At 55.7% G+C, this 13,996-nt stretch carries 11 protein-coding genes; 7 read left to right on the top strand and 4 right to left on the bottom strand.

Annotated features, from left to right (window positions below):
- Positions 1-4 precede the first annotated feature (4 nt).
- The 3 genes from PV433_RS30095 (at position 5) to PV433_RS30085 (ending at position 4,249) form a co-directional block, all read left to right on the top strand.
- A complete protein-coding gene (locus PV433_RS30095; protein WP_332075687.1) occupies positions 5-1,534 on the top strand; it encodes an anti-sigma factor domain-containing protein in 1,530 nt (509 codons plus the stop codon).
- Positions 1,535-1,781: 247 nt separating this feature from the next.
- Positions 1,782-3,152 (top strand): ATP-binding protein, encoded by a 1,371-nt coding sequence (locus PV433_RS30090; protein WP_332075686.1) that lies wholly within the window; start codon positions 1,782-1,784, stop codon positions 3,150-3,152.
- An 83-nt stretch (positions 3,153-3,235) separates the two neighbouring features.
- A complete protein-coding gene (locus PV433_RS30085; RefSeq protein WP_332075685.1) occupies positions 3,236-4,249 on the top strand; it encodes an aldo/keto reductase in 1,014 nt (337 codons plus the stop codon).
- Between the two features lie 151 nt (positions 4,250-4,400).
- Here PV433_RS30085 and PV433_RS30080 read toward each other — a convergent pair whose 3' ends face one another.
- Positions 4,401-4,952: a hypothetical protein gene (locus tag PV433_RS30080; RefSeq protein WP_332075684.1), complete on the bottom strand. Its 552-nt coding sequence runs from the start codon at positions 4,950-4,952 to the stop codon at positions 4,401-4,403.
- A gap of 131 nt (positions 4,953-5,083) precedes the next feature.
- Here PV433_RS30080 and PV433_RS30075 point away from each other — a divergent pair, with 131 nt between their 5' ends.
- On the top strand, positions 5,084-6,388 hold the full coding sequence (locus tag PV433_RS30075) for an MFS transporter (protein ID WP_332075683.1): 1,305 nt from the start codon (positions 5,084-5,086) through the stop codon (positions 6,386-6,388).
- Entirely contained in the window at positions 6,385-7,314 is a 930-nt protein-coding gene (locus tag PV433_RS30070) for a Gfo/Idh/MocA family protein (protein ID WP_332075682.1), read from the top strand. Before PV433_RS30075 ends, PV433_RS30070 begins: the two co-directional genes overlap by 4 nt.
- Before the next feature lie 84 nt (positions 7,315-7,398).
- Here the strand turns inward: PV433_RS30070 and PV433_RS30065 are convergent, their stop codons facing one another.
- Together PV433_RS30065 and PV433_RS30060 are read right to left on the bottom strand one after the other, a co-directional pair.
- The gene (locus tag PV433_RS30065) at positions 7,399-7,830 is read right to left on the bottom strand and encodes a DUF3995 domain-containing protein (protein ID WP_332075681.1); all 432 of its coding nucleotides are present in this window, start codon (positions 7,828-7,830) and stop codon (positions 7,399-7,401) included.
- Between the two features lie 56 nt (positions 7,831-7,886).
- Complete coding sequence (locus PV433_RS30060) at positions 7,887-8,477, bottom strand: TetR/AcrR family transcriptional regulator (protein WP_332075680.1); 591 nt, start codon at positions 8,475-8,477, stop codon at positions 7,887-7,889.
- Positions 8,478-8,678: 201 nt separating this feature from the next.
- On the opposite strand from PV433_RS30060, the gene PV433_RS30055 reads away from it, so the two are divergent.
- A complete protein-coding gene (locus tag PV433_RS30055; protein WP_332075679.1) occupies positions 8,679-9,449 on the top strand; it encodes a 3D domain-containing protein in 771 nt (256 codons plus the stop codon).
- A gap of 207 nt (positions 9,450-9,656) precedes the next feature.
- Here PV433_RS30055 and PV433_RS30050 read toward each other — a convergent pair whose 3' ends face one another.
- Positions 9,657-12,602, bottom strand: a complete 2,946-nt coding sequence (locus tag PV433_RS30050) for a TIM-barrel domain-containing protein (protein ID WP_332075678.1) — start codon at positions 12,600-12,602, stop codon at positions 9,657-9,659.
- Positions 12,603-12,800: 198 nt separating this feature from the next.
- Between PV433_RS30050 and PV433_RS30045 the strand changes: the two genes are divergently transcribed.
- The gene (locus tag PV433_RS30045; RefSeq protein ID WP_332075677.1) at positions 12,801-13,817 is read left to right on the top strand and encodes a Gfo/Idh/MocA family protein; all 1,017 of its coding nucleotides are present in this window, start codon (positions 12,801-12,803) and stop codon (positions 13,815-13,817) included.
- Positions 13,818-13,996 lie beyond the last annotated feature (179 nt).

The following is a 13,996-nucleotide window of genomic DNA, read 5'->3' as shown; positions in this document are numbered from 1 at the left end:
GGACATGCATAGAGGCATCGTGATGGAAATGACCGACTCGGATGTCGTCGTAATGACGCCCGACGGTCAATTCAAGAAAATTCCCCGTTCGGGACGCGTTTGCCAGGTCGGGGAAGAAATTTTGTTCTCCACTCCTCCAATTCGTCTGAAGCGGCCTGTATGGTCCATAACGTTCGCGCTTACCGCCGCTGTTCTGTTTTGTATCGTTCTATTTACCGGACTAGGGGGCAAATTGGAAGGCGTTAAGCCGATCGTCGCCTATGTGACGCTGGATATTAACCCGAGCGTCGAATTCGGCATCGACAAAGACAACGAGGTGCAGGAGGCGAGAGGACTTAACGACGAAGGCATCAAGCTGCTGGAAGACTTGCTGCTGACCGGAAAGCCGCTGGTCACGGCTACGGAAACATTGATGCAGCGGGTCGAGCAAGAGGGGTATTTTAAAGATGAAGAAGGGGACGTCATCATCTCCAGCACAAAAGTGTACGAAGAAGCGAAAGTGGACGAATCGAGCCTCAGTCAGATCGTTCAAGCAACCGTAACGAAGCATATCGAGCAGCAGCATCCCCAAACCGCCTCCAATATTCAGGTCGCCAGTTTCGTCACTCCCCCGACCATCCGCGAGGAGGCGCTGTCCAAAGGTGTGTCGGCCGGCAAGTATGCCGTCTACTTGAGTGCGAAGGACAACGGAAACGACATCAACCTGAATCGGCTTAAAGAGGACTCCGTACGTAAACTCGCTCAAGAGGCGGGTGGCTTGAACAAACTGATCGATACAAAAGAAGTGCCGAAAAAAGAAACGCTTTCCAAACTGCTGGAAGACGAGAAAAGCGGCCAGCTCGATCAGAAGGTGAAAGAAAAGCTTGCGGAAAAAGGCAAATCCGACAAGGATGACGATAAAAAATCGTCGAAGCCGAATACCTCCTCCTCCAAAAACGATAACAAAAACGACAATAAAAACGATAAGACAAACAAAACTGACAGAGATCGAGACGACGATGATGACGATGACGATGATGACCGGAACGGCCGGAACAATTCGAACAATCGTCCGGGCGGCAATAACGGCAACAACTCGAACAACGGCAACAAAACGCCTACAGCCGGTCTGAAGCCGGGAACGATCCCCGCCGGTGTAAACGGCAATACGGGCAGCAGCCGCGGACAGGACGACAGAAAGAAGGAAGAAGAGAAGCGCAAACAGGAAGAGCAGAAGAAAGAAGAAGAGAAACGCAAGCAGGAAGAACTAAAGAAAAAAGAAGAAGAAAAGCGCAAACAGGAAGAGCAGAAGAAGAAGGAAGAAGAGAACCGCAAGCAGGAAGAACTGAAGAAGAAGGAAGAAGAGAAGCGCAAGCAGGATGAAGAACTGAAGAAGAAAGAAGAAGAGAAGCGCAAGCAGGAAGAGCAGAAAAAGAAAGAAGAAGAGAAACGAAAAGAAGAAGAGCGGAATAAGCAAGGCGGCTATCCTGCACGAGATGACGGAAATCGAAGAGGCGACTCCTCCCGATCCGACTATAACAACCGGGGCGACTAGCGCAAAAGCTCGGAAACGAATACAGCTTGGGGCAGCATTTTGTCGACTTTTGTTGCAAAAACGTTCTGTAACTTCCCGGATAGAGGGACTGCAGAACGTTTTTCTTTTTTTCGACATCGTTCCCATTTATTAGTGCTTATTTGCGATTGACGACATATGGAAAAACACACTATGATACTGGTAGTTCGCCGGGGGAGCGCTGCTCGCGAGGCTTGCGGTATATACCAATTGGGTGCGGGGTGTACTTATGTCTGAATTGAGAAAGCAATATGTACGAGCCTTGAACCAGTACTTTCAGGACGGAAGCAGCGGCTCCCACCATCCGGCGGTTGCACTCGGAGAAGCTCTGCAGTCGATCGGACCCGAAGAGCTCGTCCTTCTGCATGAGCAAAGCATGCATATTTTGGCGGCAAGCGCAGAGCCGGAAGAGGCATTGCGCTATTACCGGTTGTCGTTCGTCTTCCTGATGGAGCTGTTCGCTCATTACCGGTTCCAGTTCCGTCATGTCCACAGCAACGAGCAAGTGCTCGAAGAGCTGCGCAATCTGCTGTTCAAGACGCATAACTCGTTCCAGTCTGTGGCAAGCAAATATGAAAACGTTTTACAGCATATGGACAGCGGAATTGTTATATTCGACAGCGAAGGATTCGTATCGTTCGTTAATGTGATGATGGCCAAGTTTCTCGGCATGCCCCGCAAAACGCTGCTTGGGCTCGATCTGCCTGGGCTCGCCGCCCACTCCCGGCTGTCCCGTTCGTTCCGGCGGCTCGTCGTCAAGCTGCATCGGGAAATGTTCCTGTACCGGCTGCGATACCACGAGGTAATCGATGAGAACGGACGGCATTATCTGGTTACCGCTACATACGGAGAAGAGCTGGACGGGGATATTCTGATCAGCGTGAAAGATATAACGGAGTTCAAAAAGATCGAGCAGTCCGCCTACCAGAACGACAAGCTGGCGATGCTCGGCAAAATCGCGGCGGCGATCGCCCACGAGATCCGCAATCCGCTCACCTCGATCCGCGGGTTTATTCAACTGCTGCGCCCGCACCTGGCTCAGCTCGGAAAGGACGAGTACGCACGGATTGTCATCGGAGAGATCGACCGGGCCAACGATATTATTTACGAGTTTTTGAATTCGTCCAAGCCTTCGACGCCGGATAAGAAGCAGGTGCGGGTCGTCGATCTGCTGAAGGAAGTTACGCTGCTGTTCGAAAGCGAAGCGATATTAAAAGGCTGCGATATTCTGCTAGAGGATCTGCCGCCGTCTACGACCGTATGTGTGGACGTCAAGCAGATGAAGCAGGCGCTGCTGAATATTATTAAAAACTCGCTCGACGCGGTCGGCGAGAGCCCTCAGAGCGGACGCGGCGTCATCCGGATCTCCGCTGCGGAGCAAGGAGCCAAAGTGGCGATCAGCGTCGAGGATAACGGAACGGGGATGGATTACCATACGCAGTCCAAGCTGTTCGATCCGTTTTTTACGACGAAGGTTGAAGGCACCGGACTAGGACTTGCGGTATGTTACCGGATTATTAAAAATCACGGCGGACATATTCAAGTGGACAGTACGATCGGCGAAGGAACGATTTTTAAAATAACGCTGCCGCTCTGCTGAGTCCGTATGCTACAATGAGGAGGAACTTTCTACTTCTATACGAAGGACTAATAGTAGCTACGCTTGTAGAGAGGAGAAGCTTTATGCGGTATCGGACATTCGGAAAAATCGGATTTCAGGTGTCGTCGCTCGGATTCGGGGCGATGAACTTGCCCGGGGTTCCGCTGGAGCAGGCCCGTGAGGCGCTGAACTACGCCTTGGACCACGGCATTAATTATATCGATACGGCTGCCGCTTACCGGAACAGCGAAGAGATCATCGGCGAATGCATCTCGCACCGCCGCAGTGAATATTTTTTGGCGACCAAAACGAATAAGCGGGACTACGCGACGGCCAAAGCGGAGATCGAACGAAGTCTCGAACGGTTAAAGACGGACGTTATCGATCTGCTGCAGATTCATTATGTGAACTATGTGCATGAATTCAAGACGGCGATGGAAGAGGACGGGGCGTACCGGGCGGCTATGGAAGCAAAGAAGGCGGGGAAAGTGCGTCATATCGGGATAACCGGACATCGTCCGGAGCTGCTGGCCAAGTGGATTCGGAAAGACCAGTTCGACCAGGTGCTGTTCCATCTGAATTTGGCGCAGCCGTTCGCGCTGGACGAGCTGATCCCGGAGCTGACGCGGCGGGATATGGGCAAGGTGGCGATGAAGCCGCTGTCCGGCGGGTTTATCCAGCCTGTGGAGAAGGCGATTCGCTATCCGTACAGTCAAGACGTCCACGTGATCATCTCGGGCATGGTCAGCGCCCAGGAAGTCAAAATAAATATCGCGGCGATGGAACGGGAAGTGGAGGACGCGGAGCGCGAGGAGCTGGAGCGTCTTGCTATGCGGCTCGGGACGCATAACTGCCGGCGGTGCAACTACTGTTCGTGCCCGATCGGCATTCCGATTCCGGACGTGATGATTTCCAGCAACATTCGCAGCGAGTTCGGACTGCTTCCGAAAGGAAGCGGATTTTATGAGAAGCACAAAGAGAAGATTGTATCGTGCGCCGACTATGAGCCGTGCAAGGAAAAACCGTTGTGCCAGCAGCAGTGTCCTTATCATCTGCCGATGCAGTCGGTTATACAGAAGGCAGCCGCGAGTTATTAAGAGAGAAGGCTCCAGCCGGGGAACGCTGCCGGGAAGCCGATAGATGGACATAAGAAAGCCCGCCTTTTCACAGGCGGGCCTTGGTTTGCTCGAAGATCAAATCTTAACTGGCAGACTCCGTTCGAAAGAGAAAGTTGCGGTCGCTAAGTCGTTACGCTTGCAGCTCGACGCTATGCGACGTTACGGCAGCGGACGCAGGCATTGGCATCGGCATCGATTCGGCGATATCGTTAAGCGGAATAAGGAGCCGGTTTACTTCGTTTACGGTAAATGGCATTCCGGTGGTTCTCTCCGATAAGTTCGAAAGAAGGATGCCGAATCGGCCCTGTCTTCCTTTGCGGACCCGCAAGTCATATTGGAGCACGGTCAATGCCGCAGTATAGTCGTCAGTAGGTACGGACTCTACGGTCGGAGCTTGTTCGAACGGAACGATAAGCGTTCTGCGGCTCCAGTTCACCGTACCGGGACGAAACGACACGACCAGCCATTCCGGACCGCCGTCGCTGATCAGCTTGACGATTTCGACACCTTTTTGTTCGGGCTTGAGCCGCTGGCTCGTACGGATGTCCGGCAGAAACGGGACGATAAAAATCGGGATGGCGCTGGCGATGTATAGCAGAAGCGGCGATTCAAAAAAGATGCTGGAGCCGAAAAATGCGGCAAATATAATCAGACCCGCTAACAAATATCCCTTAGATTTCATGTGAGCTTCCTCCAACTCGAAGTCGAGCGTTTTCGCGAAAATACGCACTTATTATAGCATATGGGCTTGCGCCTTTGAAGATGAAGTTGTTGGCACCTTGCACAAATTATTTACGGAGAGAGGCACTCATCATGAGGCTGTTCGCAAAACGCATGCGCACCCGGAAGCCGTCCCATTACCGTAGCGGCATGACAGCCGCCACGCTTGAAGGCATACCGGCGATCATCTTGTTTCAACTGCTCGGAGGACCGTTCCTTACGGGTTATTTGCTGTACTTGGGCGCCTCCTCGTTCCAGATCGGGATCGTGCTGGCGATCCCCAGCATGGCCAACATGCTGCAAATAGTCGGGGCGCTGCTCATTCAGCGTTATACGAACCGGAAGCTGCTCTTCTCGCTTCTGTGCGGCTTCCACCGCGTCATGTGGGTGGCCGCAGGCGCCCTGCCGCTGCTGCTTCCGAAGGAATTCGGCGTAATCGCTTATATCGCCGTCAGCCTGTTCGGATTTGCCGGGCAAGCGATCGGCTCGGTGTTCTGGACGTCGCTGATCGCCGACATGGTCCCCGCCCGGGTACGCGGCCGTTATTTCGGCATCCGCAACACGATTTTGTGGGCGGGCGGCTGCCTTGCCATCCTGGTGTTCGGACAAATTCTCGACCGGATGCCCGAGCCGGAAGGATTTTATATTTTGTATATCGTGGCGGCGGTTTGCGGTGTGCTGGACATCGTCCTGTTCCTGAAGTATCCGAGCCCTCCGTTCGAGAAGTCGGAGCAAACGAATATGACCGCGATGCTGAGCGTGCCGTTTCGTCATACGAAGTTTTTGAAGTCGATGCTGTTTATCTCGCTGTGGCTGTTCGTTCAAGGGATCTCCGTCCCGTTCTACAACTATGTCATGATGGATATTATGAAGATCAGCTACAACTGGATCTCGATCGCCACCTTAACGCAAAATGTCGCGATGGTAGCCGGTTATTTCATGTGGGGGAACTTAAATGCCAAGTATGCGACCCGAAGACTTCTGTTCTGGACGCTGCCGGTTATCGCTTTGTCCTGCATGGGGTGGGGGGCGCTGCCCTTTATGCCGGATAAGGCTGTCCTGGTAGTTATACATATGCTGATCGGCGTCGGAGTAGGCGGGTTTAACCAGCTGATGTTTAATTTCGTCGTCGGCGATACGCCGAAGAAGGAGCGGCCGATGTTCATCGCCGTCTTTTACGCGCTGACGGGACTGGCCGGGTTCTTAGGTCCGCTGTCCGGAGGAGCCGTATACAAGATGGCGGCGGGAGCTCCGGTATGGGTAGCGTTGTATGGGATATCGCTGGGTGTAGGCGTTCTGATGCTTGTGGTGGCGGCGACGATCGGTTCGCGCGTGCTGCTGGACAAAAAGCTGCAGGTCCGCCGACTCGGCGGCACCGGCTGGAGGAGAAGCGGATGAGAAAACGAATCGGGATTATCGGATTGGGAGATATTGCGCATAAAGCTTATTTGCCGGTGCTTGCGTCGCATCCGGAGGCGGAGATCGCCGCCGTGCTGAGCCGCTCGAGGGAGACGGTGGAGCGGGTGGGCGAGACGTACCGGATCGCGAAGCGGTTTACGGAGCTGTCGGAGCTGCTTCGCGAAAATTTGGATGCGGTTTTCGTGCACAGCACGACGCAGACGCATGCCGATATCGTGATGGCTTGCCTGGAGCGCGGGCTTCACGTGTATGTCGACAAGCCGATCTCGTACCGGCTGGAGGAGTCCGAGCGGATCGCCGAGGAAGCGCTGAAGCGGGGCAAGCTGGTCGCCGTCGGTTTTAACCGCCGTTTCGCGCCGATGTACGCGGAGGCGAAACGATGGGTGGAGGAGTTGGGCGGCTTCGACTTGTGTATCGCGCAGAAGCATCGGATGCACCCGCAGCAGCAAAGCGCTAAAGAAACGATGTATGACGACATGATTCATATGTTCGATCTGCTGCTCTGGCTCGGCAAAGATTCGTATGAGGTGACAAGCTGGCTTGGCGAGAAAACGGGGGACGGAGCGCTGCTTCATGCCTCGGGGAGCCTCAAGTCCGGCCCGGCCGCTTCCTTCGTCAGCATGAGCCGCAGAGCGGGCGGCGATCTCGAGAAGCTGGAGCTTCACGGCGGCGGACGCTCCGTAGAGGTCGTCAACCTGGAGTCGGCCGTATTTCGCGACCGGAACGAAGGCGAGCGCAGCCGGCGCTTCGGCAGCTGGGACAGCATTTCGTACAGACGGGGCTTTACCGGCATCATCGACCATTTTTTCGCTTCGCTGGACCGGCCGGACCGGTGCACGATCAGCGCTGACCGGGTGATCGAGACGCACCGGCTTGTCGAGAAGCTTAGCGGGATGCTGCGATAAGACCGGGCTTTTATGGCATACTAGAGCTAGCGGCAACTGCGACCGGAGGAGCGAGATCAGATCAAAACAGATCAGGTCAGGCCCTTACTCTCCATAGCCGATGGCAAGAACAAACGCCAGCGACAGAAACGCGCAAAGCGGCACATACAGATACGTGTCCATTTTGGAGAACGTCGTAGCCCGCTTTTTCTTGAAAATCCCGAAAAGGTTGAATTCGCCAATTACCCGAAGCGCAAATACGACGGCACATACCCATACGCCGACCCGGACGATAAAGTCCTGAGCGGGAAAGCTGAACTCGACCAGACCGGTCCGAAGCAGGAGAAACAGTCCGGCCAAGCTGACGAGCAGCGCGATGAGAAACGTCTCCCACACGCCTGGGACGAATGCCTGCTCGCCTTCCTGCTCGGGGATCACAGCCCTTGTCCCCCACTGCCCGCCCAATGCCCAGAAGACATGCAGCAGGCCGATAGCAAACAGGATACATGCAGCCAGTACAACGATGATGGTTACCATTCCGATCTCCTTCTGCCGCTGCTACACTACTCGGCAATTTCATGTTGAGTGATAATTTATCGCTGGGCGATCCCTTCCCATATGACGTCCAAATACCGTTCGAACATGTCGCCGATCCTTGTATGTTGGTTATGCGGCAGCGACCACGACATCATGGTCTGGAGGTAGACGCCGAGGACGGTGGAGACGATGACGTCCGTGTCCCAGCGGCTGTTCAGCTCCCCGTTCCGTCTGGCCCGGTCGATCAGGGAGGCGAGGCTTTGCTGCAGCCGCCGGATGCTTTTCGACTCGTTCTCGAACAGGTAAGCCGACTTGATCACTTCGACGATGGAGAGCTTCATCAGTTCCCCATTCGACGTATACCTCTGCAGCAAGTCGGTTAATACGAGCTTGAGCTGCTCTTTCGGCTCCGGGACATCTTGATACTCCTCCATGCCCCGGTTCAACACTTCGAGCTGGGATTCCCCCAAATACAATAAAATTTCTTCTTTTTTCGTAAAGTAATTGAAAAACGTCCCTTTGGCGATGCCGCAGGCGGAGGCGATTTCTTGAACGGTCACCTGCTCGAAACCTTTTTCTTGAAAGAGCTGGAGCGCCTGCACGAAGATTTGTTCTTTTAATGCTTTTTTGCGGGTTTCTCTCAGCATTGGAGTTCACTCCTGAATCCATAAGTGACCTTGGTCATAATTTGACTAAGGTCATTTTAATTTCTTCTGCGCCATTTTGTCAATCGGCGTCATTCCGGCCGTCGGTGATGCGGCAGCAAGCGGCTGATGTTTACATTCCTCTCAATCTGTCAACTCTTGTAATATCCCAATCTATCACTACTAAACGAGGAGGATATTACTATGGCTGCTAGAGGGAAGAAATGGTGGATAACCGCGGCGGCGGGAATCGCGCTGACGATCGGTGCGGGCGAGGCGGTCCAGGCGGAGCTGACTCCGGCGGAGGAGTGGGCGTTAGTCGAGCATTGGTCGTACGCCGCGGAGGCGTGGAGCTTGCGGGAGGCCGCCCTTCAGCAGGCGAATGAAGGAGCCGGGACGGATACAGTTGCGGCTGCGGCTACCTTTGGAAGCGAGGCGGCGGAGCTGGACGCTTCGGCGATCCAACTGCTCCAGTATCAAGTGAACGCGGGGGATACGTTATATAAAATATCGAAAGCTTTCGGCGTTACGGTCGAGGACCTGCAAGCGCTCAATACGCTGGATAATCCGAACCGGCTGAAGGTCGGACAAATGCTGGAGATTCCGCAACTGGATGCGGAGTGGAGCGGAGGCAGCGCGGACCGGCCGGTCGTGCAGCGCGTACTGAGCTCGACCTTGACCGCTTACACGGCCGGTAAGGAATCCACAGGCAAGACCCCTTCGCATCCGGCTTACGGCATTACGCGCAGCGGCAGCAAAGCGGAGGAGGGGAGGACGGTCGCGGTAGACCCGTCCATCATTCCGCTCGGCTCGACGGTGCTGATCGAAGGGATCGGCGTGCGCAAAGCCGAAGATACGGGCTCGGCCATCAAAGGCGCCCGAATCGACGTTTTCATGAACGATTTGAAGGAAGCGGTCGATTTCGGAGTGAAGAAAAACGTCAAAGTCTTCGTTCTGGCCGATCGCAGCGCCTGACGGCTCCGGGAGAGCGCGCGAACGGAGAAAATTAGACCGAGATCGAATAGCGAGACCGGGAAGCAAGAATTCGGACCGAGAATGAGGAGCGACAACCGGAACCGAATCGAGAACCGACAACCGAAACCGAGAACCCAGAACCGGAACCGACAATTGTTCCTTCCCGCACGGCACCTTGCCGCTGAGACTCGTGCGCCTGTGTGCCGTTCATTTTCTCCGGAAACTGACCGGAGGCCGCCCCCAGTAGCGGCTGTATACGCGCGAGAAATGGCTGACATCGGCAAATCCGCTTAGCGCGGCGGCCTCGTACACTTTCATGCCGGATTCGAGCAGCGCCTTCGCGCGTTCCATGCGCCGGTTTTGCACATAATTGGTGAACGGCAGACCGGTTTCCTTTTTGAACAGGCGGCTTAAGTAGACGGGATGGATGCCGGTATGACCGGCGATTTCCTGAAGCGACAGCTTCTTATGCAAGCTTTGCTGCACAAAAGCGAGCACTTCGCGAATGATCGGATGCCGGGCCGTATCGGCCGTCCGTTTCGCCGCTGCAAGCACTTCGTCCGCCAGCCGCTTCAGCAGCTCCAGGCCTTGCTCCGGATATTTCGCGTCCAGTGCGGCAAGCGGGTTGTCTGCGATGCCGAAGCTTTCGCCAAGACTCCATCCCCGGCGTTCGGCATGACGGACGATCAGCAGGCACCCGTCCAGCAGATGGACCCGCCAATTGCCGGGACCGGCAGAAAGCTCGATTCGGCTGCTCCACCATGCGTTCAAAGCATCGTTCACTTCGTCGGGACGGCACGTGTCCAGCGCAATATGGAGCCACTGCTCGGCATCGCCGCGGGTTGCGGCCGCTGCTCCTTCTTCAACCGGAAGCGCAGCGTCACTCGTTTCACCTGCCGGGCCGCTGCTTGTCCGCTTGCGCTCCGGTGCCGCGAACGATAACCCGACGCTCACAGGCTCCCCGCGGGCAGCATCTTCCTCGGCATAGATCCGCACGGTTCCTGTGACCCGGTCGTATTTCCAGCCGGACAGCGTCTTTTTGGCTGCGGAACGAGGGTGCTGCTCCGGGCACTGTTCGCCGTTCAGCTCAAGAAGAGACGGCTTCCTGCCGGTATGGACGACAAGCTCATAGCTGCGCTTAGATGGTATACCCTCATATGTCCCAGTCCGCGGCCAGATAAGCAGGACGGTACGCTCGTCGTCCGAATCGCATTCGATCCGGGTCGTCGCGGCATACCCGTCCTCGTATTGGAAAGACTCCCCGTCATCCTCATACAGAACGGTCTCGCTTTGCCCGCTGGGGTAAATGTGAAGCGTGATTCGTTCTGGAGACGACCGGCCGACATAATCCATATCCGGCCACATCGGCACGATCGCCCCCGCCCGCACGAATAAAGGGCCCCCTGCCTGCTCCGGAGGGCGGTACTCGATCTCGGACGGCCCTTCGTAACGATCGCCCGTCCAGAAATCCGTCCATCGTCCTTCCGGAAGGTAGACGCGATCCGTAAAGACGCCCACAAGCAAATAATCGCCGAGCATATACTGCCGGCTCAAATCGCGGCAGGCCGGATCTTCGGGAAACAGAAGCGGCATCGCCCGCGCGATTGGCATGCCGGTGAGCATGGCCGTGTATGCGGCAGAGTACAGATAAGGCAAGAGCCGATAACGCAGCCGGGTGTACGTCCGGAATAAGTTCCGCTGCCGTTCCTCCAGAAAGCAAGGATGCCGGAAATGCCGGTCGGAATTGTTTTGTGCCCAAGGCAATAATAAACCGGCGTGAATTCCCTCGGGAGCGTCGACATGAATATGGATCGCCGTATGCACATGGCCGGACAGCCCGGAATTGAGAGCGGATACGATGGCGGTGGAACGCAAGCCGTATTTTCCGCTTTCGGTGGCTGTATATTGCTGCATTCCCGTGTACCCGACGACCGCGTGAATCATCGGCCGTTTGCCGGTTTGCTCCCGGTACCCGTCATACATTTGCTTGCCGAGCATTAGCGGGTACAGATTGTGCAGCTCGTTGTCCGACATCCCGTTCTGCCACTGCCTCTCCGGCTGACCGAGCGTCTGCTTGCCGCTGACGAACTTAAACGCGTCGACACCGTCGGAGACGAATCGGCGCATGGAATCGAACCATGATTTTTCCGAAGGGACTTCATCGGCTGCAGGGGACCGGGCTAGTTGTTCCTCGTATCCGGACAAGTCGTAATTGCAATCCATCGACAGACTCAGCTTGAAGCCGTGACGGTGGAGCGTATCGATAAACGTCAGCGTTCCTTGCTGGCCTTGCTGGGAGACGACGAAACGGCGGGGATCCCAGCTTATGGGAGCGGAACTCTCTTCACCCGAAGCCATCCATCCGCCTACGAGCCCGATCAGGTCGCACGGAATCCCCTCCTGGCGGAACTTCAGCGCATCCTCAAGTACTTGGCGTCCCCCGGTCTCCACCGAGCAATAATAATGAAGCCCGTACGCCCATATCGGCAAAAGACGCGGTTTACCGGCAATCCCGGTGTACCGGTTCAGCAGCTCGGCATACGTATCGCCGCTGATCAGATACACGTCCAGGCCGCCCTCGGGGCCTTCGATCCGGATCTCGCCACGCACTTCGTGCGCGATGTCGATCGTATGCTTCCACGTCGTGTTCATCAGCAGCGCCCAGCCCCGGCTGCTCATCATGAAAGGAATCGGCGCATGATAGTTCGTGCCGGACACCCACATGTCCACCTTCTGCCCGCGCCGCTCGATCTTGTCGGGGGCGACGTCCCCCAGTCCGTATATACACTCGTCGCCGCCTAAGACGAGCCGCAAGCCAAAGCCGCCGCCCGGATGCGACCAGGGCGGAGACGCCGTCTCCGTGCGGACTCGCTCCCCGCCGCCCCAACTAAACTGACCGTCTGCGAGCGCGACACGCAGCTCCGCTTCTTCGGTGCGGACGTGCACCGTCTCCCCGTCCATACTGGTCGTATAAGGACAGCGTTCCCCGGGCTGCCGAATCATCCCGTAACGAATCAGTCCCGACTCGGGAAACTGGCCGGAGCCGCTGTATTGAACCCGGAACGTATGGGGCGAGACCGGACTGATGCGTACCCAGCCGCCTTGATGCAATTCAAATAAAAAGCTGTTCGGTTGCTTGCCCAGCGTTCTCACCTCCGTTATCCCTCATCATACCATCGGGGACTCGGAAGCGGACGAAAAAGTTTCGAAAAGTCATGAAATTCGAAAAAGTGTTTATCTGAGTCCATGAAAAAGTCATCCCGCTCCCATATACGGCTTGCCGGAAAATTGTTAACCTGTTGTTGTAAAGAGAGTTAGCACTCTATCGGCTAAAGGGGGACGAAGAGCGACATGTCATTTCGGTTTGCGATTATCGGATGTCGCCACGGGCATATCTCGACTTTTATTAAAGAGATGCTGGATGCCGGTCATACGTGCGTCGGTATATACGATCCGGAAGATTGGAAACTGGCGAACCGGTACGCCGAGCTGTACGGGATCCCGCTCGCGGGTAACAGGGAGGAGCTGCTGGCGTCCTCTGTGCAGATCGTAGGTTCCTCAGCGGTGAATAATGAGAAAATCGAGCTGATCGAAGCATGCGAACGAAGAGGCATCCATATCATGCTCGACAAGCCGGCCGTTACGGACCGGGATGGCTTGCAGAGGCTCGAGGCGGTCGCGGAGCGGGGAGCGATCCAGATCGGACTGATGCTGCCGAAGCGGTTCAGCGGAGCGATGACGGTGCTGAAGCGGGAGATCGTTGCCGGTACTTTGGGCAAAGTGGTTCATATCCATATATCCAGTCCTCATAAGCTGATGCCGTCCGCCCGGGATGCGTGGCATTTCTCCAAGAAGCAGAACGGCGGCGTGCTGATCGACCTGCTTATTCACGATACGGACTTGCTGCGCTGGCTGACCGGGCGAGAGATCGTCTTGACGCAAAGCGTTCTGGCCAAAAATATATTGCCGGAGTATCCGGACTTTTATGACGTTGCCTCCGTGCAGGCGGTGCTGGACGACGGGACGACCGCACAGTTGTATGCGGACTGGCATACGCCGGATTGCAATACGGACGGGCGGTTTAGCCGGATCGTCGTGGCCGGTACCGAAGGATATGCGGAGTGGAGCGTAGGCTACGATGCCGCGGACGGGAAAAACAGGGCGCAGTTGCGGATTACCCGGGGAGACGCGCCGGATCAGCTGGGTACGGTCATGGCGCCGGATGCGGCGGTTGCAACTTCCGTATCCGATTTTCTCGATCGCGTGGCCGGCCGTCCCGGCACGTTTACGCACCGCGATATAATAGAGGCCAGCAAAGCCGTCATTGAGGCGGATGAGTGTGCCGTAGTCAGGAACAGATTCGGGTAAGTTTAGTTTGCAATCCAGGCTTCACAGCCAGCCATTCCGGAGAGGAGAACACAAGTCTGAAATCCTTAGCCAACGCACGCAGTAACGGAAATGAGCATGCCAAACAAGCCGTTCTCTAAACGACTTTTGGTAATTTATGGTTTAATCAAAGTCAAGTCGTAGTGGCCATTATACGGTAA

The sequence above is a fragment of the Paenibacillus sp. GYB004 genome (assembly GCF_036577605.1).
Taxonomy (GTDB): Bacteria; Bacillota; Bacilli; order Paenibacillales; family NBRC-103111; genus Paenibacillus_AB; species Paenibacillus_AB oceani.
This window is presented reverse-complemented; position numbering and strand designations above follow the sequence as displayed.